The 25,342-nt window shown below is 31.1% G+C and carries 11 protein-coding genes and 1 CRISPR repeat array; of the genes, 7 read left to right on the top strand and 4 right to left on the bottom strand.

Features of this window, described 5'->3' with window-relative positions:
- Positions 1-586: 586 nt before the first annotated feature.
- The 3 genes from ACMHJW_RS04455 to ACMHJW_RS04445 all read right to left on the bottom strand — a co-directional run bounded on the left by ACMHJW_RS04455 (position 587) and on the right by ACMHJW_RS04445 (position 2,780).
- Positions 587-886 (bottom strand): hypothetical protein, encoded by a 300-nt coding sequence (locus tag ACMHJW_RS04455; RefSeq protein WP_413532216.1) that lies wholly within the window; start codon positions 884-886, stop codon positions 587-589.
- A 274-nt stretch (positions 887-1,160) separates the two neighbouring features.
- On the bottom strand, positions 1,161-2,342 hold the full coding sequence (locus tag ACMHJW_RS04450; RefSeq protein ID WP_413532215.1) for a multidrug effflux MFS transporter: 1,182 nt from the start codon (positions 2,340-2,342) through the stop codon (positions 1,161-1,163).
- Positions 2,343-2,576: 234 nt separating this feature from the next.
- A complete protein-coding gene (locus ACMHJW_RS04445; RefSeq protein ID WP_413532214.1) occupies positions 2,577-2,780 on the bottom strand; it encodes a YwbE family protein in 204 nt (67 codons plus the stop codon).
- 802 nt (positions 2,781-3,582) lie between these two features.
- Here ACMHJW_RS04445 and cas9 point away from each other — a divergent pair.
- The 4 genes from cas9 to ACMHJW_RS04425 all read left to right on the top strand — a co-directional run bounded on the left by cas9 (position 3,583) and on the right by ACMHJW_RS04425 (position 18,942).
- Entirely contained in the window at positions 3,583-7,836 is a 4,254-nt protein-coding gene (gene cas9 / locus ACMHJW_RS04440; RefSeq protein WP_413532213.1) for a type II CRISPR RNA-guided endonuclease Cas9, read from the top strand.
- Between the two features lie 11 nt (positions 7,837-7,847).
- A complete protein-coding gene (gene cas1, locus ACMHJW_RS04435) occupies positions 7,848-8,738 on the top strand; it encodes a type II CRISPR-associated endonuclease Cas1 (protein ID WP_413532212.1) in 891 nt (296 codons plus the stop codon).
- The gene (gene cas2, locus ACMHJW_RS04430; RefSeq protein WP_413532211.1) at positions 8,735-9,073 is read left to right on the top strand and encodes a CRISPR-associated endonuclease Cas2; all 339 of its coding nucleotides are present in this window, start codon (positions 8,735-8,737) and stop codon (positions 9,071-9,073) included. Before cas1 ends, cas2 begins: the two co-directional genes overlap by 4 nt.
- A gap of 116 nt (positions 9,074-9,189) precedes the next feature.
- A CRISPR array of direct repeats spans positions 9,190-17,740; the repeat unit is 48 nt; unit sequence GTTGTAACTACTTACGTAAAATTACTAAAAGTGAAAGGAACTCACAAC.
- Positions 17,741-18,396: 656 nt separating this feature from the next.
- A complete protein-coding gene (locus ACMHJW_RS04425) occupies positions 18,397-18,942 on the top strand; it encodes a DUF4303 domain-containing protein (RefSeq protein WP_413532210.1) in 546 nt (181 codons plus the stop codon).
- A gap of 850 nt (positions 18,943-19,792) precedes the next feature.
- Here ACMHJW_RS04425 and ACMHJW_RS04420 read toward each other — a convergent pair.
- Positions 19,793-20,800: a LacI family DNA-binding transcriptional regulator gene (locus tag ACMHJW_RS04420; RefSeq protein ID WP_413532209.1), complete on the bottom strand. Its 1,008-nt coding sequence runs from the start codon at positions 20,798-20,800 to the stop codon at positions 19,793-19,795.
- Positions 20,801-20,969: 169 nt separating this feature from the next.
- Between ACMHJW_RS04420 and ACMHJW_RS04415 the strand changes: the two genes are divergently transcribed.
- The 3 genes from ACMHJW_RS04415 to ACMHJW_RS04405 all read left to right on the top strand — a co-directional run bounded on the left by ACMHJW_RS04415 (position 20,970) and on the right by ACMHJW_RS04405 (position 24,805).
- Entirely contained in the window at positions 20,970-22,403 is a 1,434-nt protein-coding gene (locus ACMHJW_RS04415; protein WP_413532208.1) for a mannitol dehydrogenase family protein, read from the top strand.
- 36 nt (positions 22,404-22,439) lie between these two features.
- On the top strand, positions 22,440-23,765 hold the full coding sequence (locus ACMHJW_RS04410) for an MFS transporter (protein WP_413532207.1): 1,326 nt from the start codon (positions 22,440-22,442) through the stop codon (positions 23,763-23,765).
- Between the two features lie 137 nt (positions 23,766-23,902).
- Entirely contained in the window at positions 23,903-24,805 is a 903-nt protein-coding gene (locus tag ACMHJW_RS04405) for a carbohydrate kinase family protein (protein WP_413532206.1), read from the top strand.
- Positions 24,806-25,342 lie beyond the last annotated feature (537 nt).

Genomic DNA, 25,342 nt, shown 5'->3' with positions numbered 1-25,342 from the left:
TTTTGTCGAACAACGGTCGAACAAGTGTCGAAGGATTGTCGAACAAAATAGGGGTGAAGTAGAGGGAAAATAGTGAAATTTTTATTTAAAACGGCAATTGTTTTTTAATCCTTTTCTTTTATAAAAGTTGAAATTTAGATTTTTTGAGAGTGGTTTTCTTTTACTGAAACCATAATTTATTGTGTGATGTTTGTTGAATTTTTGATATGATTTTTCCGAAAATATGTTAGAAATAATGTTCGATAAAAATATAACTTTTGGTGAGAAAAAATTGAGAATATATTACTGAATTGAATTTTCTACGAAGAAGAATTTGATGTAAAAGTTCATTACCGAATTTCAAAAATTTACAGTCAATAAGAATTAAACTGTAATAGTGTTTGACAGTAGTTGTATGATTTTAACAGAAGAAGAAATTATTCGTGACTGGAGGTTTATCCTAGAGCAAAATTTCTAAAAAATGGAGATACTCAATTGATAATTTGTGGTTAATTTTAAATCAAATCTAAATTGAATTTCAAAAAAAGTTCAACTGTAAAACAGTCAAACCCATTTGAAATATCATTACTTAAAATTTTGATAGTGTCTAAGCGTATTTTTTTACATTTTGAATGTAATTTCCCACATCATTAATAAAATTTGTAGATAAAAAAGAACCTTGTATACATTCATTTTTATTTATTTCTTGAAGCAATACAATTTCTTTTAATTCATGATTCAAATTAAAAATCGCTTCAATTGCTAATAAATTAAGCTCTAAAGTATAATTAGCATCATCTATTTGAGCTTTATTTATAGCTTTACTTAAATTATTTTGAGAGGTTTGATATTCATTAATATAATATATTAAATTATCCAATTCGTCATTGATTCTTCCAGTTGTCATAATTATTTTTTTAAAAGGTACACTATTATAATTAAACTTTCTATTTTATGTGTAATTATAACATACTTATAACATACTTATAACATACTTATAACATAAATGGAATTTAATAAATTCAGAAAGTAGAGAAGAATATTAATCTCATTCTATACTTTTCACTTCAAATCAACACCATAAACGAAAGAAAAAAGGAGGTTTTTACTTATAACGGTAGTTGAGAATATAAAAAAGCATCTATCCTAAAATTTTAGGATAGATGTTTTGCAAAAACAAATTAAGATTTGGCGTGATACAATTTGACTAAGAGTAGAATTATTATAAACCAAAACATTAAAAAGAGTGGATAATAGAGCAGAAAAGAACTGTCTATATAACTCATAAGGAATGTTATGATTCCAACAATGGAATAATAATAGAGTCCTAAAATAGCGCCTGAAATTCCTAAATGATCGGTATGATTTATTAAAGCATTACTCAAGCATACTGGTAGCATACACGATATGCCGAAGAAGATAATAAATACAGCTATCAATAGGAAAATGATGACGAAGGTTGGATGAGATAAAAGGAACAAAATTGAAATTATATACAGAATTATCCCTAATAAGAAGATTAAACTCCCTGTGAAAAGGATTTGTTGATTTGTTTTCTTAATGCTCATCTTTTTGCAATATTTAGCACCAAAAAAACTAGCTAAAGCTACAATGCAACCTATACAACCATATTGAATCATGCTGAATTTAAAATACTCCATAAAAATAAATGGAGCTTCGCCGTAGTAACTAAAAATAATTCCATTTAGAATACCTATTAATCCTCCATAAATCCAAAAAACTTTATCATTTACAATCTTTTTTGTGATTTGTCTAAAACTTAGTTTTAGCTTTTTATCTTGTTGTAAGGTCTCTCTTAAACCGAAAGTTGACCAGAATAATGCAACTGTTCCCAATAAAATCAACAAAACAAATACCATGTAAACATCCCATACAGAAGCGACTATACCTCCCAATAGTGGACCAATGGCAGGAGAAAAAGCTAAAACAGCTGATATAGTACTGAAAACAGCAGTTCGCTCTTTGTTATTAAAAACATCTCTTAAAATGGTTTGACTTACATTAGAACCAGCAGCAGCACCTACGGCTTGAACAAAACGCGCAAATAGGAGAGCCTCAAAATCTGGAGATTGTAAACAAAGATATGAACCAATGATATACAAGACTATTCCCGTTAGCATAGAGGATTTTCGACCAATGATATCAGAGAGTATTCCCCAAAGTAAAACACCTATTGCAAAGCCTATAAAATAAATGCTAAGCGTTTTTTGTATTTGATGATTAGAAACTCCGTACGCTGTAGACAAAAATGTAAGAGAAGGAGTATAAATGGTTTCACTAATCTGTGGAAACCCAACTAAGAATATAATTAGCCAAATAAATGACTTATTTTGATTTTTCATTTTTATAAAAATTAGATAATATAAACCCTGTCGAATGCAATAAAAGCATCCGAATAATAAAATTTAGGCTCGAAATGTGAGCTTAAATAAGGGGTTTATCAGCTAATTTTTAAATAGAAAAACATCTCTTAATAAATAATTTGAGTTGCGAATATATAATATTATAAACAATAAAAAAAAGTAAAAGCTCTTATGAATATCAATAAGAGCTTTTAATTTATAATTTGAAGCGTTCTAAAAATCGTCTTCAATAATTTCCTGCACACGTCCAATTTGTCCATCCATCAAACGAACTTTTATACCACGATGATGATAAGGCGCAGAAGTCAATAAATCTTTCACGATACCCTCAGTCAATTCGCCAGTTCGTTGATCTTTTTTTAATACAATATTAACCAGCATACCAGGTTTTATATTTGCTCTTGTTTTACCATCCATATTACAAATATCTTAAAAATAAATGGAAATGAATTTTGCTTTTTATTATTCTTGAGGTATTATCGTTTTGGAAAGGGAAGTTCTAAGTGTTTAATTTCTTCTTTTCATTTTTTTGCTCATCCAAAAAAACGAAACAAAAAAAAGATGCCGACAGTAGACTCTCAATGATTCAACTAGCTAAATTATTTCCATAAAGTTGGCAACTCGCTGCACTCAGACACTCCAACTTTTTTTATTCCAATAATTTAGAGTTGAATTGTATTTCGATTCTAAATCGTCGGGTTTTCTAATCCTTTTTTCAATAACCAAATTCATTGTTATTTAAATTCTTAATACTCAATACTCAAATCTCATATCTAATTTGTAGATAATACATTTCTCATTTGTTCCCACTTATTTAGAATAACAACTTGATTTTGTAATTACGAGGCATCGAGAAATCTAAAATTTATAAAGAAAGATTAAAACTTTGTTTAATGGGGAACCAAATAGTTACAGTTTATTGAAAAAACTCTAGTTTTTAACTAATCTTTCGCTTGCTCATAAATCTAGAGATGAAATTCGTGTCATTACAAATAAAGATGTCTTTAAAAGCAATTATAGAGAGTTTTTTTATTTAGATAACAAGAATAAAAAAGCCCCGAAGATAGTCGAGGCACTAAATGTTTTCACAACGGAATAAATCCTTATTGTGAGTTCCTTTCATTACAAATATAAGAATAAAGTTTTTATATATAATTACGTAAAATCATAATTGTATAATTTTTTTTTGTTGTAACTTAATACACAAAAGAAAAAACTAATGACTAAAAATATACTTGGATTAGATTTGGGAACCAACTCTATTGGTTGGGCGTTTGTAAAAGAAGCTGAGAATAACGAACAATCTTCTATCGAAAAAATAGGTGTTCGTGTAAATCCTTTAACAACTGATGAGCAAACAAACTTTGAAAAAGGTAAACCTATTACAACAAATGCAGGTAGAACTTTAGCACGTTCGGCTCGTCGCAATCTTCAACGATTTAAACTTCGAAGAGAAAATCTTCTACAAATTTTAAAAACACATAAATGGATTAATCATGAAACTATTTTAGCCGAAAATGGAAATAAAACAACTTTTGAGACTTTTCGTTTACGAGCATTAGCTGCAGAAAAACAATTGGAACTTCAAGAAGTGGCTCGTGTTTTATTACAAATCAATAAAAAGCGTGGTTACAAAAGTTCTAGAAAAGTTAATAATTCTGAAGAAGGAACTTTGATTGACGGAATGGATATAGCTAAAAAATTATACCATGAAAATTTAACACCGGGTCAATATGTTTTAAATCTATTAAAATCTGGGAAGAAAAAGGTTCCTGATTTTTATCGTTCGGATTTACAAGATGAATTTGATAAAATATGGAATTTTCAAAAACAATTTTATCCGGAATTATTTACAGAGGATTTAAAAGAAGAGTTGAATAATAAAGGAAAAGTAGCGACTTGGGCAATTTTAAAAGTTCCTTTTAATTTGGTTGGAATAAAACGCAATTTAAAACGAGAAGAGTTAAAATTAGAGAATTACCAATGGAGAAGTGATGCATTGTCTAACCAATTAAATTTAGAACAAATTGCTATTGTTTTGCAAGAAATTAATGGTCAATTGTACAATTCTTCGGGTTATTTAGGTGCAATTTCAGATAGAAGCAAAGAGTTGTATTTTAATAATCAAACTGTCGGACAATATCAATATGCTCAATTACAGAATAATCCACATGCACGATTAAAGAATCAAGTATTTTATCGTCAGGATTATATGGATGAATTTGAGAAAATTTGGGAAATTCAAGCAAAAGGTCGAGAAACTATTTTTACTAATGCATTAAAAGAAGAAATTAGAGATGTCGTAATATTTTATCAACGTAAATTAAAATCTCAAAAAGGATTGATTTCAATTTGTGAATTCGAGCAAAAAGAAATAATTAAAGATGGAAAAGAGAAAACTGTTGGTTGTCGTGTAATTCCAAAATCAGCACCTTTATTTCAAGAATTCAAAATTTGGCAAATTCTTCATAATGTAAAATTGAAAAATAAGATTACAAATGATGTTGTGCTTTTAAATGAACATGATAAAAGTTTTTTATTTGAAGAATTAGATCTAAAAGGAAATTTAACAGCTTCTCAAGTTTTGAAATTATTAGTAGATAAACCTAAGGATTGGGAAATAAATTATAACAATTTAGAAGGAAATCGTACCAATCAGGCACTTTACAATGCTTATTTAACAATTCTTGATAATGAAGGTTATGATGTTCGCGAAGAGTTGAAATTAAAATTAAATAAAGATGAAATTACATTAGCTGATATAGATAAACCTGCAATTGAGATTAAGGAAATGGTACGAGCTATTTTTAATCATTTAGGAATTAAATCTGAAATTTTAGATTTCAATGCAGAGTTAGAAGGAAAAGCTTTTGAAGAGCAATTATCATTTCAATTGTGGCATTTGTTATATGCTTATGAAGAAGACAATTCAGCAACTGGAATGGATACTTTATACAGATTATTGGAACAAAAATTCGGTTTTAATAAGGAGCAAACGAAAGTAATTGGTAGTGTTTCTTTTCAAGATGATTATGGAAGTTTAAGTAGTAAAGCAATTCGTAAAATATTTCCTTTTATAAAAGAAAATGAATATTCTGTTGCTTGTGATTTAGCTGGATATCGCCATTCTAAAAACTCTTTAACCAAAGAAGAATTAGAAAATCGTGAATTAAAATCTCGCTTAGATATTCTTCCAAAAAATAGTTTAAGAAATCCTGTAGTTGAGAAGATTCTGAATCAGATGGTAAATGTAGTGAATACAATCATTGATACAGAAAATGATAAATTGGAAAAAGCTGGAATGGAAAGAAATTTTCAATTTGATGAAATTCGTATTGAATTAGCACGTGAACTGAAGAAGAATGCAAAAGAGCGTGAGGAAATGACCAAAGCTATAAATGCAGGAAAAATTGAACACGAGAAAATTATTAAGATTCTTCAAGTCGAAGATGGAATTAAATTTCCAACGCGCAATGACATAATTCGTTATAAGTTGTATCAAGAACTAAAAAATAATGGTTATAAAGATTTGTACACCAATCAATATATCGAACGGAAAGATATTTTTACGAAAAAATACGACATCGAACATATTATTCCTCAATCACGTTTGTTTGATGATAGTTTTTCAAATAAAACTTTAGTTCCGCGCCAAATTAATTTAGATAAAGGAAATAAAACGGCTTACGATTATATTTTTGATGCCTTTGGACAAGATAAATTAAATGAATTTTTGATACGTTCAAAAGCTTTGTTTGATTTAAATGATGAGGGAATTTCAAAAGCTAAATACAAGAAACTAACAATGAAAGGTTCTGAAATTGGTGAAGGTTTTATTCAAAGAGATTTACGTGATTCACAATATATTGCTAGAAAAGCGAAAGAAATCTTGTTTCAAATTACTAAATCGGTGCTTTCAACTTCTGGTTCAGTTACAGATCGTTTGCGTGACGATTGGGATTTGATTAATGTAATGAAAGAGTTGAATTTGGAGAAATATCGTTTGGCTGGCTTAACAGAAATGCAAACTACAAAAGATGGTAATCAGAAAGAAATCATCAAAGATTGGACAAAGCGTAACGATCACCGTCATCATGCTATGGATGCACTAACAGTTGCATTTACCAAACGTAGTTTTATTCAGTATTTAAATAATTTAAATGCGCGTAGAAATGACGAATATGATAGTATTTCAAATGCAAAAAATAAAAAGGCTATTGAAACAAATAGCTTAAGAATATCGAGTAAAGATGCATTAGGAATTGAAGAAAAAGAAACGCATAAAATAAAAGATGGGAAAGGAAATTATAAACGTGTTTTCAATGAGCCTATTCCAAATTTCAGAAAACTAGCGAAACAACATTTGGAAGCTGTTTTAGTATCGCATAAAGCAAAAAATAAAGTTGTAACTCGAAATATCAATAAAATAAAAGGAAGCGAAAAAGTTCAGATTGCTTTAACGCCTCGCGGACAAATGCACAAGGAAACTGTTTATGGAAAAATAAAACAATATGCATTTAAAGAAGAAAAAGTTTCTGGAAAATTTGATGAGACGACTATTGCAATGGTTTCGAATCCACAATATAGATCTCTTTTATTACAGCGTTTAGTTGAGAATGGGAATGATCCCAAAAAAGCTTTTACAGGTAAAAATACATTAGCTAAAAATCCAATTTTATTAAAAGATGGAACAGAATTACCTGAAAAAGTAAAAATAATATGGTTAGAAGATGATTATACGATTCGCAAAGATATTGGACCAGACTTAAAAATTGATAAAGTGATTGATGAAGGTGTAAAGCGAATTTTACAAACTCGATTAAATGAATTTAATGGTGATGCAAAAAAAGCATTTTCAGATTTAGATCGAAATCCAATTTGGTTAAACGAAGAAAAAGGGATTGCAATAAAACGAGTTACGATTTCAGGAGTTAAAAATGCAGAAGCATTACATACCAAAAAAGACCATTTAGGACAAGATATTTTTGATGAAAACGGAAATAAAATTCCAGTCGATTTTGTGAGTACAGGAAACAATCATCATGTCTCTATTTATGAAGATGAGAAAGGAAATCTCCACGAAAAAGTAGTATCATTTTATGAAGCTGTTGCTCGAGTAAACCAAGGTTTATCAATTGTAGATAAAGCTTACAATCATCACTTAAGTTGGACATTTAAATTTACGATGAAGCAAAATGAAATGTTTGTTTTTCCTTCAGAAGATTTTAATCCAAATGAAATTGATTTGTTAGATAGAAAAAATCAGGCTTTGATAAGTAAACATTTGTTTAGAGTTCAGAAGTTCTCTGAGAAAGACTATTGGTTTAGACATCATTTAGAATCGCAAATAATTGATTTAAATACATTAAATAATATAACTTTTATAAGAAAAAGAAATCCTAGTTCAATTTCTAACATTATAAAAGTTAGAACAAACCATTTGGGAGAAATTATTCATATTGGAGAATATTAAAATGTAAGCTTATGCTAAAACGTACCATTTACATCGGTAATCCGTCATATTTGAAATTGAAAGATAATCAATTGAAAATAGAAGATGCAACAAGCAAGGAAACAAAAGGTTCTGTACCTATTGAAGATTTAGGTTTTTTGGTATTAGACCATTATCAAATAACCATTAGTCATCAACTTATGGTTATGTTACAACAAAATAATGTAGCAATTATTAGTTGCGACGAAAGTCATATGCCTCTGGGATTGATGTTGCCGATGAATGGACACGTGGAGCATAGTGAACGATTGAAACATCAAATTAACGTATCGGAACCTTTGCGCAAGCAGTTATGGAAACAAACAATAGAAGCTAAGATTTATCAACAGAAAGTATTGTTGAGTAAATTTGGATTTGTAGAAGAACCAATGCAAAATTATTTAACGAATGTTAAATCTGGAGATTCTACAAATATGGAAGGAATTGCTGCACAATATTATTGGAAACAATTATTTGATAATTTTACGCGAGAACGAGATGGTGATGCTCCTAATAATTTTCTGAATTTTGGATATGCTATTCTTCGAAGTATGGTTGCAAGAGCTTTAGTGAGCTCTGGATTAAATCCTACAATTGGTATTTTTCATCGAAACAAATATAATCCATATTGTTTGGCAGATGATATAATGGAACCTTATCGCCCTTATGTAGATGAATTGGTGCTTGAATGGATGAATAAGCCTTTTCGACCAACAGAAATGAATAAGGAAGCAAAAGCACATTTATTAAAAATTGCGACAAAAGATGTGAAAATAGATGGATTAAAAAGACCTTTGTTGGTAGCAATAAGTTCTACAACAAGTTCTTTGTATAAGTGTATGATAGGGGAGCAACGTGTGATTCGTTTTCCTGAAATGACATGAGTTTTAGTCGTTATAATGCTTATCGTATTATGTGGGTTTTAGTTTTGTTTGATTTACCAACGGAAACAAAAAAACAAAGGAGTCAAGCAACCCGTTTTAGAAAAGAGTTAATTGATGATGGTTTTACGATGTTTCAATTTTCTATTTATTTGAGACATTGTCCAAGTAAAGAAAATGCAGAAGTGCACATAAAACGAGTGAAAAATAAATTACCAGAATTTGGTAAAGTTGGCATAATTTGTATTACAGATAAACAATTCGGGCAAATGGAAATATTTTTTTCCAAAAAAGAAACTGATTTACCAACAGGTCCACAACAATTAGAATTATTTTAAAAATTAGTAGGAATAAAAAAATCCGATAGAAAACATAACTTCTATCGGATTTTGCTTTTTTTCTCATTTCTAAATTTCTTCTTAAATCCTTTTCTATAAAGGATTTTTAAAATGAGGTTGTAACTACTTACGTAAAATTACTAAAAGTGAAAGGAACTCACAACTGTAACAACCAAAATGAATGCGATATTTAGGTTGTAACTACTTACGTAAAATTACTAAAAGTGAAAGGAACTCACAACACATTTGATGTTGTGATTGATTGGAGTAAGGTTGTAACTACTTACGTAAAATTACTAAAAGTGAAAGGAACTCACAACAAAAGTAGAAGCACAAATTAATGCAGCTCTGTTGTAACTACTTACGTAAAATTACTAAAAGTGAAAGGAACTCACAACAATTACGCTATTAATAATTACGACAAAGATGTTGTAACTACTTACGTAAAATTACTAAAAGTGAAAGGAACTCACAACTAATTTCTTCGTAAAGACATCCCAAAGGGTGTTGTAACTACTTACGTAAAATTACTAAAAGTGAAAGGAACTCACAACGAAGAAAACTATTTTATTTTCTTCATTTAGGTTGTAACTACTTACGTAAAATTACTAAAAGTGAAAGGAACTCACAACCACCCTCCCCCAACTTTTAAAGATGTTAGAGTTGTAACTACTTACGTAAAATTACTAAAAGTGAAAGGAACTCACAACTTAATATGTTTTGCAATAAATTGACTACTAGTTGTAACTACTTACGTAAAATTACTAAAAGTGAAAGGAACTCACAACCTATGACTACAGCTAAACACATTAATTCATTGTTGTAACTACTTACGTAAAATTACTAAAAGTGAAAGGAACTCACAACGTTAAGTAGGATTTAAACGATTTGAAGTAGGTTGTAACTACTTACGTAAAATTACTAAAAGTGAAAGGAACTCACAACCAAGAATAATCAACTTCTAAAATCTCATTAGTTGTAACTACTTACGTAAAATTACTAAAAGTGAAAGGAACTCACAACATCGGTTCAATTGTTTTTTCAACTACTTTTGTTGTAACTACTTACGTAAAATTACTAAAAGTGAAAGGAACTCACAACCCCAGCTTCGCGGCTATCTCGCCTTTAAGTGTTGTAACTACTTACGTAAAATTACTAAAAGTGAAAGGAACTCACAACCAAAAAGCATTTACAAAAAATTTGGTTACAGTTGTAACTACTTACGTAAAATTACTAAAAGTGAAAGGAACTCACAACCGATGTCTGCATAACCAGCGATAGCGTTAAGTTGTAACTACTTACGTAAAATTACTAAAAGTGAAAGGAACTCACAACTGGTCGCTTCCAAGTCGCCACGTAAGGCACGTTGTAACTACTTACGTAAAATTACTAAAAGTGAAAGGAACTCACAACTCTATTGAAAAAAGCAATGAAGACTAAGTTGTTGTAACTACTTACGTAAAATTACTAAAAGTGAAAGGAACTCACAACTTGGAGTTAGATCTAAGGCTGACGAATTCGGTTGTAACTACTTACGTAAAATTACTAAAAGTGAAAGGAACTCACAACCTGTAGGTGATTTACTTTCAAGTATAAAAAGTTGTAACTACTTACGTAAAATTACTAAAAGTGAAAGGAACTCACAACCTGATATAATGACATTAATTGAACAATTAAGTTGTAACTACTTACGTAAAATTACTAAAAGTGAAAGGAACTCACAACCTTACAAAGGTTCTCGAGAAGCATTATTTTGTTGTAACTACTTACGTAAAATTACTAAAAGTGAAAGGAACTCACAACTTTATGAAATTCATTATTCAAATCACGCAAGTTGTAACTACTTACGTAAAATTACTAAAAGTGAAAGGAACTCACAACCAAAGTGGGTAATTCGCCCCGCACTCGCAAGTTGTAACTACTTACGTAAAATTACTAAAAGTGAAAGGAACTCACAACAACTTGGTCTAAAATAGCGTCGGTAACTTCGTTGTAACTACTTACGTAAAATTACTAAAAGTGAAAGGAACTCACAACTAACTCGAAGTCTTCGACTATTATGTATTCGTTGTAACTACTTACGTAAAATTACTAAAAGTGAAAGGAACTCACAACGTATATAAGTCTATTTCTATTTCCGCGGTGGTTGTAACTACTTACGTAAAATTACTAAAAGTGAAAGGAACTCACAACTAAGTAACTTAATTTCATACATTCGGTTAGGTTGTAACTACTTACGTAAAATTACTAAAAGTGAAAGGAACTCACAACTTGTTAATGTCTACCGACGAATTTACCGCGGTTGTAACTACTTACGTAAAATTACTAAAAGTGAAAGGAACTCACAACTGTTGATTGGATGCGTAACGATTCAAAAACGTTGTAACTACTTACGTAAAATTACTAAAAGTGAAAGGAACTCACAACGACTTGCCCTACTTGGAACTTAGAACACTGGTTGTAACTACTTACGTAAAATTACTAAAAGTGAAAGGAACTCACAACCTTGTCCTTCGCGTACCTATACTTACGATTGTTGTAACTACTTACGTAAAATTACTAAAAGTGAAAGGAACTCACAACTTAACACGGCCGCCATTTTTTCGTTAAACGGTTGTAACTACTTACGTAAAATTACTAAAAGTGAAAGGAACTCACAACGTTAAAGGCTTGCGGTTTTTCTTCCATAATGTTGTAACTACTTACGTAAAATTACTAAAAGTGAAAGGAACTCACAACTCTGAAACTCAATCTAAAATTAGTGAAAGCGTTGTAACTACTTACGTAAAATTACTAAAAGTGAAAGGAACTCACAACTATCGCGCTGGTATTGAACAAACGTAAACAGTTGTAACTACTTACGTAAAATTACTAAAAGTGAAAGGAACTCACAACGCTATTACTTCGATACCAGCGTAGCCCGCGGTTGTAACTACTTACGTAAAATTACTAAAAGTGAAAGGAACTCACAACAGTTCGAGTTTAACCGCGTCGGGTCTATACGTTGTAACTACTTACGTAAAATTACTAAAAGTGAAAGGAACTCACAACTATTACTTCCGTGGGCGTATTACTTAATGCGTTGTAACTACTTACGTAAAATTACTAAAAGTGAAAGGAACTCACAACGATAAGTCAAAGTCGCGCCAGCTTCATAACGTTGTAACTACTTACGTAAAATTACTAAAAGTGAAAGGAACTCACAACTATCTATTCTACTGGTAAATTGTTTACCCGGTTGTAACTACTTACGTAAAATTACTAAAAGTGAAAGGAACTCACAACTCTATGTAAGTAGCCGTATCGCCTATCGCTGTTGTAACTACTTACGTAAAATTACTAAAAGTGAAAGGAACTCACAACTTATCTGGGAATCTAAAGATTTAGAATAAGGTTGTAACTACTTACGTAAAATTACTAAAAGTGAAAGGAACTCACAACAAGCAAGCTTTAGATAATGGAATTGAATGTGTTGTAACTACTTACGTAAAATTACTAAAAGTGAAAGGAACTCACAACATAAGAACCGATAAAGGCTTTTTTAAAATTGTTGTAACTACTTACGTAAAATTACTAAAAGTGAAAGGAACTCACAACGCGTGTTGATAGGTATGTTCTGCTCCTATTGTTGTAACTACTTACGTAAAATTACTAAAAGTGAAAGGAACTCACAACCCTCAATGTATGCTTTTACATTTTCCGGGCGTTGTAACTACTTACGTAAAATTACTAAAAGTGAAAGGAACTCACAACTACGCCCAATTATTTATTCGGGTACGACGAGTTGTAACTACTTACGTAAAATTACTAAAAGTGAAAGGAACTCACAACTGTAATTCGTTTTGATTTTTCATTATTTCGGTTGTAACTACTTACGTAAAATTACTAAAAGTGAAAGGAACTCACAACTCTTTGGTGTACTTTGGCGTTTTGTTGAAAGTTGTAACTACTTACGTAAAATTACTAAAAGTGAAAGGAACTCACAACTATACCGGGAGGATTTCGCAAAATGGTACAGTTGTAACTACTTACGTAAAATTACTAAAAGTGAAAGGAACTCACAACTATATGGTGTAATTTCCCATTTGTCCCCAAGTTGTAACTACTTACGTAAAATTACTAAAAGTGAAAGGAACTCACAACGTAAAGGGAAAATCCAACAATACCAATAATGTTGTAACTACTTACGTAAAATTACTAAAAGTGAAAGGAACTCACAACTGTGTTGGGTGTATGGTGTTGTAATGATCTGTTGTAACTACTTACGTAAAATTACTAAAAGTGAAAGGAACTCACAACATCAGGAAAACGCTCGAATTAATGCTTCTCGTTGTAACTACTTACGTAAAATTACTAAAAGTGAAAGGAACTCACAACGCCTGGTCTTTTCAATTCGACGAAAACGATGTTGTAACTACTTACGTAAAATTACTAAAAGTGAAAGGAACTCACAACTAGGAATTATAGGAAAATTTGGTTTTTGGTGTTGTAACTACTTACGTAAAATTACTAAAAGTGAAAGGAACTCACAACGGTAACTTATCGGGTAACGCCGCGGAAATTGTTGTAACTACTTACGTAAAATTACTAAAAGTGAAAGGAACTCACAACAGGGCGCTTCGTCTATTGTCGTGCTTTGGGGTTGTAACTACTTACGTAAAATTACTAAAAGTGAAAGGAACTCACAACTAAAGGCCTTCGTACGTGTGTCTAACGCGTGTTGTAACTACTTACGTAAAATTACTAAAAGTGAAAGGAACTCACAACGATAGGCTGGACGTTAATACAGCAAGGTACGTTGTAACTACTTACGTAAAATTACTAAAAGTGAAAGGAACTCACAACCAAAATTGATTTTCTTATCTAAGCCTTATGGTTGTAACTACTTACGTAAAATTACTAAAAGTGAAAGGAACTCACAACAAAACTGGAACTATAACAACAAAAGACGCGGTTGTAACTACTTACGTAAAATTACTAAAAGTGAAAGGAACTCACAACTGCATTTGAAGATTATGCAGAAGAGTATTAGTTGTAACTACTTACGTAAAATTACTAAAAGTGAAAGGAACTCACAACTAAAATGTCCCAATAAATGCCACTATTGCCGTTGTAACTACTTACGTAAAATTACTAAAAGTGAAAGGAACTCACAACCAAACCCCTTTGTAATATTCCAAAAATTCCGTTGTAACTACTTACGTAAAATTACTAAAAGTGAAAGGAACTCACAACTAAGTAGTTTAATTTCGTACATTCGATAACGTTGTAACTACTTACGTAAAATTACTAAAAGTGAAAGGAACTCACAACTTAATGGGTATACACAAAAACAGCAATTAAGTTGTAACTACTTACGTAAAATTACTAAAAGTGAAAGGAACTCACAACTCCAAAGTTCGGTTAAATAATTGCCTTTTAGTTGTAACTACTTACGTAAAATTACTAAAAGTGAAAGGAACTCACAACGGCTAACGCGTCGTGCATACCGTACGCACGGTTGTAACTACTTACGTAAAATTACTAAAAGTGAAAGGAACTCACAACTTGGACGGTGGACGACAGCGACAAGAAAAAGTTGTAACTACTTACGTAAAATTACTAAAAGTGAAAGGAACTCACAACGGAAAAGGTAATAGCTAAGAAGATAGCCGAGTTGTAACTACTTACGTAAAATTACTAAAAGTGAAAGGAACTCACAACGTCGTAAACCTCTTTAATTTTTGCTCCGTAGTTGTAACTACTTACGTAAAATTACTAAAAGTGAAAGGAACTCACAACAATGGTGAAGTAATAGAGGATTTAAGATCTGTTGTAACTACTTACGTAAAATTACTAAAAGTGAAAGGAACTCACAACCCATAGGTTATAATGGTTTTGAAGTTTATCGTTGTAACTACTTACGTAAAATTACTAAAAGTGAAAGGAACTCACAACAAGCAGACGCAACGCCTTTAAAAGATATTAGTTGTAACTACTTACGTAAAATTACTAAAAGTGAAAGGAACTCACAACTGTATGTACATGTTTGAACGAAAAACATCAGTTGTAACTACTTACGTAAAATTACTAAAAGTGAAAGGAACTCACAACTATAGATACATGGAGCCTTGATGACAACTAGTTGTAACTACTTACGTAAAATTACTAAAAGTGAAAGGAACTCACAACCAATGTACGAAAGTGTTTCCGAAGGTGATAGTTGTAACTACTTACGTAAAATTACTAAAAGTGAAAGGAACTCACAACTCGCTAAGGCTTGTAAAACGATGCCCGGTGGTTGTAACTACTTACGTAAAATTACTAAAAGTGAAAGGAACTCACAACGAAGAACTGCTTTTTGCTTTGGATAACATTGTTGTAACTACTTACGTAAAATTACTAAAAGTGAAAGGAACTCACAACTCAACATTAGCAAGTCCTACGGCTATGGTAGTTGTAACTACTTACGTAAAATTACTAAAAGTGAAAGGAACTCACAACGTGCCTGATGGTAAATTAGGCGAAAAAACAGTTGTAACTACTTACGTAAAATTACTAAAAGTGAAAGGAACTCACAACCAATTTCTTTGTGTACTTCTACATTGATACGTTGTAACTACTTACGTAAAATTACTAAAAGTGAAAGGAACTCACAACGGTATTATCTACAATCTATTTTTACAGCCGGTTGTAACTACTTACGTAAAATTACTAAAAGTGAAAGGAACTCACAACTTAATTACAAGCAATCAACATGATTTGGGAGTTGTAACTACTTACGTAAAATTACTAAAAGTGAAAGGAACTCACAACAACGTAGTAACAATGGCAAACACGTTTTTAGTTGTAACTACTTACGTAAAATTACTAAAAGTGAAAGGAACTCACAACTTCATGTTATCTACAAATCCAATACCTTTGGTTGTAACTACTTACGTAAAATTACTAAAAGTGAAAGGAACTCACAACAAAAGGACTTTGTAAACCAAATGAAATTATGTTGTAACTACTTACGTAAAATTACTAAAAGTGAAAGGAACTCACAACTGTTTCATTAGGTATTTCTATGATGTTATTGTTGTAACTACTTACGTAAAATTACTAAAAGTGAAAGGAACTCACAACGTGAGGTTGTTAACTTAGACGGTTCTCATCGTTGTAACTACTTACGTAAAATTACTAAAAGTGAAAGGAACTCACAACGATGATGATAAATTTAGAGTAGATATTGAAGTTGTAACTACTTACGTAAAATTACTAAAAGTGAAAGGAACTCACAACATGTCTTACTGGATCTATTTGTAAACTACCGTTGTAACTACTTACGTAAAATTACTAAAAGTGAAAGGAACTCACAACTTCGAAGACATGCTTAAATTTTCAACACAAGTTGTAACTACTTACGTAAAATTACTAAAAGTGAAAGGAACTCACAACCAACGATTTGCCTACAGTTATTCGCGATATGTTGTAACTACTTACGTAAAATTACTAAAAGTGAAAGGAACTCACAACTAGCTAAATAATCACCATTTGGCTGATTCTGTTGTAACTACTTACGTAAAATTACTAAAAGTGAAAGGAACTCACAACACTATTATTGTTATTTATATGAGTATACCAGTTGTAACTACTTACGTAAAATTACTAAAAGTGAAAGGAACTCACAACAAAACATCATCACAACAAAAAGGAATTAATGTTGTAACTACTTACGTAAAATTACTAAAAGTGAAAGGAACTCACAACATTCTCTCCATTCTTTTGAAATTTGAGTTCGTTGTAACTACTTACGTAAAATTACTAAAAGTGAAAGGAACTCACAACAAAACATCATCACAACAAAAAGGAATTAATGTTGTAACTACTTACGTAAAATTACTAAAAGTGAAAGGAACTCACAACCCGTCGGTATTGGAACCTCTACGAACGAACGTTGTAACTACTTACGTAAAATTACTAAAAGTGAAAGGAACTCACAACTAGGTTCTGCATAAGCAATGTGAACATAATGTTGTAACTACTTACGTAAAATTACTAAAAGTGAAAGGAACTCACAACGTTAACGTTTGGTTTAATGAAACCCAAACCGTTGTAACTACTTACGTAAAATTACTAAAAGTGAAAGGAACTCACAACGAAACAGCTTTAAGACAAGGTACACAAGAAGTTGTAACTACTTACGTAAAATTACTAAAAGTGAAAGGAACTCACAACAGTTTATTTAGATACGGAATGTAATTATAAGTTGTAACTACTTACGTAAAATTACTAAAAGTGAAAGGAACTCACAACGTTAACGTTTGGTTTAATGAAACCCAAACCGTTGTAACTACTTACGTAAAATTACTAAAAGTGAAAGGAACTCACAACAGCAAATAGTTATTAATTAACTCCTCTTTGGTTGTAACTACTTACGTAAAATTACTAAAAGTGAAAGGAACTCACAACAAGATATGCAGAAGGAAGCGTTGAGTCAAAGTTGTAACTACTTACGTAAAATTACTAAAAGTGAAAGGAACTCACAACTTTGGGTTTATATACTTTCATTATAGTTTTGTTGTAACTACTTACGTAAAATTACTAAAAGCGAAAGGAACTCACAACTATAACAATGAAATTTGTCCAAATTCTTTTGTTGCAACTAGTTACGTAAAATTACTAAAAGTGAAGGGAACTCACAATGAAACAACAGAAATTCTAGGTAGAAAAATAGTTGTAAGCACTATAGTTCCTTTTTTTTAATTTCAAGCATCATTCATCATTCATTCCTCTTTTTACTAATAACAAATATTTTGTCATCTCGAGGCATCGAGAAATCTGAATTTTATTAAGTAAAAGATCTCTCATACCGTTATCACTCTTTTCGAGATGACATTTTTTATAAACACAATAGTAGCTTTCTACATTTCTCAAAACTCATCATTCACTTCGCACTTCTAATTCCGCACCTCGAATTTCGAATTTCGCTTCTCGAATCTCACATCTAATTTTTACATACTACTTAATACTCAAAACTCAAAACTCACTACTCATTCCGCACTTCGCACTTCGCACTTCGAATTTCGCATTCCACATCCCGCTTTTAATACATTTATGAAATGTTAGTAGAAAACCGCTATTTTCAGGGATATTCTTATTGATTGATTTGTATTATCTTTAATTCTAATAGTTTGAAATGATTTTAAACGGTATTGAAATCACTTAAGTAACCGCTATGGAGGCTTTTAAATGAAGACTTGGTTACAGAATATCAACTGAAAAAAGAGTATAACAAAAGAATTAAGAAAACTTGGGAGCATCTTTTGAAGTGATTGAATCATAAATAATTGATAGAAAGAATGAAATTTGATTTTAAAAAATTAGAAAAAGAAATAGAAGAAGCAACACGAAAAGCTTTTCAAGAGATTGTAGCTAATCATGCTAGCGAAAAGATATATGCTTTTGCATTGTACAGTGACGAAGGGGCAATGACAGTATGTCCATCGACAAATACAGAAGATTTTTTAGCAACAAATGATCAGGAAGATCTTACTTATTATAAATTTGAACCTGCTGAGTGGCAGTACGAAGGTGATGGGGCAGAGGACGAATTTTCTAAGATAAGCACTCAACTATATGATATAACTGAGGTAGAATTGGAAAATGAAGATGATGAAGTGTTTGAAGCATTTCAACAAGAATTATATCAAACTTGTATTCAGGTATTATTAAAATTAAAAAAAGAAAACTTTTTTAGAAATCTTATAGGAAAAGATATTTTCTTAATGTTCTCTGTTACAGATTATGAATATGACCGAGACAAGCTTAAAGAGATGATTATTTCATTGAATGATAATGTCTATCAACAAGAATATCTCGATTGGATGAAAACTTGGCGTAATTAAACTTAGAGGTTTAATTCTAATTTGTATTAAACGACATTATTTTGATTAATAATTGACTTCTATGGATTGTTATTGAAAAAGAATTTAAATTCCTTCCTATTTATTTAACAACTTGATTTTGTCATTTCGAGGTATCGAAAAATCTGGAATCTTATGATTTCGACTCCGCTCAATCAACGATTACCAATCTTTATAACGACAATAGGAACATAGTTTTTTTTAAGTTCTACGTGATACGTATTAAGTTCTACGTTTATATTCAAACTCGTTATCATTTAAATTCTCTCATTTCGCACTTCTCACTTCGCTCTTCGCGTCTCGAATCTCACATCTAATTTGTACATATTACTTACTACTCAAAACTCAAAACTCAAAACTCATCACTCACCACTCACATTCCGCACTCCGCACCTCGCACTTCGAATTTCGAATCCCGCGTCTCGAATCTCAAATCTCACATCTAATTTGTACATAATACATAATACCTAAAACCCAAAACTCATCACTCAAAACCCAAAACTCATCACTCAAAACTCAAAACTCATCACTCACCACTCATTCCGCACCTCTCACTTCTCACTTCGCGTCTCGTACTTCGAATTTCGAATTTCGCTTCTCGAATCTAATTTGTACATAATACTCAAAACTCAAAACTCATCACTCATTCCGCACTTCGCATCCCGTACTTCGAATTTCGCTTCTCGAATCTAATTTGTACATAATACTTACTACTCAAAACTCAAAACTCAAAACTCAAAACTCAAAACTCAAAACTCATCACTCACCACTCACATTCCGCACCTCGCACTTCGAATTTCGTACCTAACAATTGTAAAATATAAAATAACTTCTAAGGAGTAGAGCCTCTGTAAACAATATTGGCACTTAGTACTATAGTTTCGTTTGGAAGAGTGTTGTCATTTATTTTTTCTAAAATATGAGTTGCTGCTGATTCTCCCATTAAGTCGAGCGGTTGCTCTACACTTGATATTTGAGGAAAGACATGTTGTGAAAGTTCTGTTCCAGAGAAACTAGCAATGGCAACTTGAGATGGAATTGCAATATTATGTTCGTGCAGATAATTCATTGCACCTATTGCAAGAGTATCCGTGAAAGCAAATACAGCATCGAATTTAATATCCTTCTTTTTCAGTTGTTCTATAGCATCTCTACCATCCTTAAAGGATAAGCCTTTGGCTTCAACAATTAATTCAGGATCAAATAGCTTATGCTTGGACATAATTCTTGTGTATCCATCCGCACGATCACGAGAATTCTTTATTGTATTGGGTCCCATAATATGAGCAATTTTGCAGTATCCTTTTCCTACTAAATATTCGACCATTAATGCTGATTTGTTATTATCATCTACAATAATTTTTGAAACATCGAGGTTCTTATTCGGGATTCTATCTATAAAAACCATGGGTGTACCTCTTGAAATGATTTCTTGATACAGCTCACTATTCGCATTCTGATCACAGATGTTTATAATAATTCCATCAACCTTAAAAGATTCTAACAAAAGTAGATTCTCTTTTTCTCTTTCAGAATTTTCATCCGATTGTAAGATGATAACCTTATAATTCTTTTGTTCCGTTACTTTTTGTATTCCTTTGAGAATATTAGCAGAGAAGGGTGTAAGCATTTCTGGGACAACCAATCCTATACTTTTAGTTTTGCCATATCGTAAGCTAATTGCTGTGGAGTCTGGTTTATATTTTAATTTTTTTGCAGCATCCAAAACTCTTTTTTTTGTACTATCTTTTATATCCTTATGATCTAAAAGAGCTCTAGAAATTGTAGAGGTTGATAAGGATAAGTATTTAGAAAGATCTTTTATAGTGGTACGCTTCATTAGGATCTGTTTTTTCAAAAATAATTAAAATAATTCATATTTTAACGGGAACGTTCCCAGTAAATTGGGAACGTTCCCAATTCATGTATTTAACAAAAATTAAGATTCAAAAAACTTATTTATATTATGTTTGAGTTATTAATGATTTTTCTGTATAAACGACAATCAAATGGATGTTATAGAATATAAATACAAAAAAGAAGATATTAAATCTGGTATACTACATTTTGGTGTAGGGAATTTTCATAGAGCGCATCAAGCGTTTTATACCAATCAACTTTTAAATTTGGGTAATCATAATCATTGGGGAATTTGTGGAGTTAGTTTAATGGCTTCTGATAAGAAGGTTACTAACGCGCTAGAAGCTCAAAATTTAGATTATACCTTATCCACTTTTAGTAGTGATGGTACAGAAGAAGTTTTTTCTATTGGTGCTATTAATGAGTTAATTTCAGGTTTAGAAAACCCAAAAGCAGTTATAGATAAAATTGCCGATCCTGACATCAAAATTATATCAATGACGATTACAGAAGGAGGATATAATCTGGATAAAATTACGAATGAATTTAATTTTGATGATAAAAAAATCAGCAATGATTTAGTAAAAGAAAACGAACCAACAACCATTTTTGGGTTTGTAGCAAGAGGTTTAGAAAAGAGAAAGAACAATTCTAACGGAGGTTTAACAATACTTTCTTGTGATAATCTACAACATAATGGAAATGTGGCTGAAAAATCGTTTATGTCGTTTATGAAGGCGTATGATGAAGATCTTGCTAATTGGGCAGAGACTAATGTTAGCTTTCCAAATAGTATGGTAGATCGTATTACACCAGGAACTTCTGAAGCTGATAAAGAACGATTGAATAGTAAAAGTGGAGTGAATGATGGCGCACCTGTTTATTCTGAAAAATTCATTCAATGGGTAATAGAAGATAATTTTATTGCAGGGAGACCTTCTTGGGAAGAAGTTGGCGTACAATTTACAGATGATGTATCGGCTTATGAGAATATGAAATTAAGTCTTTTAAATGCCTCACATACCTTACTATCTTATCCTTCTTTTGTAAAAGGTTATAGAGCGGTGGATAAAGCAATGAATGATGCTGATATTTTAGATTTTGTAAAGTTGTTTATGGATGTAGATGTAACGCCTTATGTTCCGTCTCCAGAAGGAATAGATTTGGATTCTTATAAACAAACATTGGTTGATAGATTTTCAAACTCAGCCGTTAGTGATCAATTGGCAAGGTTGTGTTATGATGGAATATCTAAGTTTCCTGTATACATCATCCCAAATGCAAAAAAAATGCTACAAGATGGAAAAGATATGACGCGTATAGCTTTTCTTGTCGCGGTATATAGACATTATCTTAAATATAAAGAAGATGATAAAGGTGTAGCTTATACTGTTGAAGAACCTTGGATGACAGATGATGATAAGAAATTAATAGCGAGTAATGTTGAAGAAGATTTCTTGACGTTATCACCTTTTAAGTCAATAGATTTCAAAAGCTCTGAATCTTTTGTAAAACTTTATAAAGATTTTGTCGAAAAGATACAAGAGAATGGAGTAGAGGAAGTTTTAAAATCAATTATTTAAACCACAAAATAATAGTGCTCAAAACCCTTAGAATATATGAAAACTCAAAAACAAGCTCAGCTATTTCCCTTTGTAGTTATTACGTTTATTTATTTTATTGTAGGATTTCTTACAACAGTAAATGAACAACTACAAGCTCCGATGAAATTTACGTTTCTTAATCATGCAGGAAGTTTAAAAAATACGTTTACAACACTTATATCGTTCTTTTTTTTCTTAGGTTATTTACTGAATGGAAGACGAGCGAGTAAATGGGTAGACTCCTTTGGTTATAAAACAACTTTAGTAAGAGGAATTACCTTTATGTTTATAGGATTATTGACTTATTTGTCATCTGTTCTCTTAGGTTACTATTTTCCTGATTTATCTGTAAAGATTTTTGATGCGATCATACCATTTGGATTTTTTATTTTCATCACAGGATCTTATCTTATGGGAACTGCGGCAGCAATTATTCAAGTAGTTGTAAATCCGTATGTCGCATCGTATGAATTACCAGGTACTCACAGAGTACAGCGCCTTAATATCACTACCGCAATTAATTCCATAGGAACAACATCTGCTCCCTTTTTTGTGACAATTCTTATGTTTGGAGGGATTTCAATGCAAGATGTAACAATTAATCAGTTATTTGTCCCATTAATTATATTGTCGTTATGTGTCTTATCTGTTGCATTGATCACAAAAAAAATCAATCTACCAGATATTGCCAACACAAGATTAGCGAATGGAGAAAAGGCTACGCGAAGTATTTGGTCATTTAGACATTTTGCATTAGGTGTTGCTGCTATATTTTGCTATGTAGGAACCGAAGTTGCGATTGGTGCTAATATCAATCTACATGCTTTCGAGTTGATGGATAATGGATTAGCAATGACATTTTTGGGCAAATCGGATATCATTATAGGCGGAATGGATTTAGGAATTCATGCTTTGCTTTCAACTTTGTACTGGGGAGGTTTTCTTGTAGGACGTTTGGTTTTTAGTTTTCTAAGTTCTGTATCGGCTCGTACGCAGTTGATAACCTCTTCTATACTGGCAACCATATTATTGATTGTTGCCATAAGCACACAAAATTTATGGTTTTTAGTGGGGATTGGTTTATTGCATTCTACAATGTGGAGTTGTATCTTTTCTTTAGCAACAAAAGATCTTAATAAATATACATCGAAAGCTTCAGGTATTTTTATTTCTGCTGTTTTTGGAGGTGCTGTATTTACAATTGGACAAGGACTTTTGGCTGATGTGTTAGGTTCTTGGAGATATACTTGGTTTTTAGCAGTAGGCTGCGAGCTTTTCATTCTCTATTATGCATTGTTTGGGTATAAAATTAGACCATCTGATATTAATTTGGCTAAGTAGTTTTATACAAGCAGATACCAATAATTTATAAATAGTTTTTATCTTTAGAAAACGAACTAGATGCTGATAGTTAAAACGTTACAGTAATCTACAATTAAAATTCAAAATAAATTTAATTCAAATATTTTTATACTACGATGAGTAATCTATCAAATACTGTTTTTTGCTTTGGAGAAGTTTTATGGGATATATTCCCTAGTGGAGCAAAAGTAGGTGGCGCTCCTTTCAATGTTGCATATAACCTTAAAAAAATGGGTGTTGAACCCAAAATACTCACTCGCGTTGGTCAAGATGATTTAGGCATCTCTTTGAGAAAACAAATTAAAAATTGGGGATTGGATGATCAGTATGTTCAGGAAGATCCTAACCATAATACAGGAACCGTAATTGCTGACTTTGACGAAAGAGGAGAAGCGAAATACGATATTATCTATCCTGTAGCTTATGATTTTATAGAAATAAATAATACCATAAAAGAGGAAATTAGCAATTCTGAAGCATTTGTTTTTGGTAGTCTTATATCTCGCCATTCAGTATCTGCAAACTCTTTATTTGAAGCATTAGAAGCATCAAATCTTAAAATTTTTGATGTCAATTTGAGAGAACCTTATTGTGATTTTAAGGTCATTGAACAATTATTGCATAAATCAGATATCGTGAAGATGAATAAAGCCGAGCTAAGAAGTGTATTGGCGCATATAAATGTTTCTTATGAAAGCGAATACGATTCTGTACGATTTTTTCAAGATCATTATAAAGTGAGCGAAGTTCTTATATCAAAAGGTAGTAAAGGTGCTTTATATTATGATGGAAATCAAGATTATTTTGCAGAAGCACTTCATATAGAAGTAGGTGATACTGTAGGGAGTGGTGATGCTTTTTTGGCAGGATTTATATCTAAACGTATTATAAAAGCAGCGCCACAAATTATTATGCAACGTGCCGTAGAACTTGGTGCTTTTATTACCACAAAATTAGGTGCTTGTCCAGAATATAATTTTAAGGATTTTGAAAAGTTTTCAGAATCTCATAAAATTTGAGATTAAAAGATAGATCTTAAGTTATTGTATAAATAAAGTTGTTCATTTAGTTGAAAATCAATTTATTGATTTTATTAATAATATTCTAAATGAACAACTTTTTTTTCTGTGTATTTTCATTCTGAGTTCGTCAAAGCATCTTTATCCTAACTTTTTCTAATCCTCATAACAACATATTCTTTCTAGCATTTTCTTTTAAGAAATGATATAATTTACTAAACTGAAAACATAGTGATTTAATTTCTATGTTATAAAATTTAGCCTCCTATAACTCTTCATTTTCTGCATCTACTTCTTCCTTGTAATTGCTAGATTTTGTCTGTAATAATGAAAGATCTCTCATTAATAATTCACGACAGTTCATCCTAAAAAAATAACAGTTCATCCCTTAATTTTTGAACATCATTTCCCTTGATTGTAGTTTTGAATTCATAATTAACACAAATACAATTAACAATGAGAAGATTTCTACATATCATTAAGCTTATAATGATTTCAATTTTAAGTATTTTAATACTAGTCTTTATTTACTTTTTT

It is taken from the genome of Empedobacter brevis (genome assembly GCF_965118635.1).
Taxonomy (GTDB): domain Bacteria; phylum Bacteroidota; class Bacteroidia; order Flavobacteriales; family Weeksellaceae; genus Empedobacter; species Empedobacter brevis_A.
The sequence above is the reverse complement of the archived record's forward strand: the minus strand, read 5'-3'. Positions and strand labels throughout refer to the sequence as shown.

Bases quoted from the DNA above. Each gene is read 5' to 3' on its own strand.
- ACMHJW_RS04455 (WP_413532216.1), bottom strand. From the start codon at position 886: ATGACAACTGGAAGAATCAATGACGAATTGGATAATTTAATATATTAT.
- ACMHJW_RS04450 (WP_413532215.1), bottom strand. From the start codon at position 2,342: ATGAAAAATCAAAATAAGTCATTTATTTGGCTAATTATATTCTTAGTT.
- ACMHJW_RS04445 (WP_413532214.1), bottom strand. From the start codon at position 2,780: ATGGATGGTAAAACAAGAGCAAATATAAAACCTGGTATGCTGGTTAAT.
- cas9 (WP_413532213.1), top strand. From the start codon at position 3,583: ATGACTAAAAATATACTTGGATTAGATTTGGGAACCAACTCTATTGGT.
- cas1 (WP_413532212.1), top strand. From the start codon at position 7,848: ATGCTAAAACGTACCATTTACATCGGTAATCCGTCATATTTGAAATTG.
- cas2 (WP_413532211.1), top strand. From the start codon at position 8,735: ATGAGTTTTAGTCGTTATAATGCTTATCGTATTATGTGGGTTTTAGTT.
- ACMHJW_RS04425 (WP_413532210.1), top strand. From the start codon at position 18,397: ATGAAATTTGATTTTAAAAAATTAGAAAAAGAAATAGAAGAAGCAACA.
- ACMHJW_RS04420 (WP_413532209.1), bottom strand. From the start codon at position 20,800: ATGAAGCGTACCACTATAAAAGATCTTTCTAAATACTTATCCTTATCA.
- ACMHJW_RS04415 (WP_413532208.1), top strand. From the start codon at position 20,970: ATGGATGTTATAGAATATAAATACAAAAAAGAAGATATTAAATCTGGT.
- ACMHJW_RS04410 (WP_413532207.1), top strand. From the start codon at position 22,440: ATGAAAACTCAAAAACAAGCTCAGCTATTTCCCTTTGTAGTTATTACG.
- ACMHJW_RS04405 (WP_413532206.1), top strand. From the start codon at position 23,903: ATGAGTAATCTATCAAATACTGTTTTTTGCTTTGGAGAAGTTTTATGG.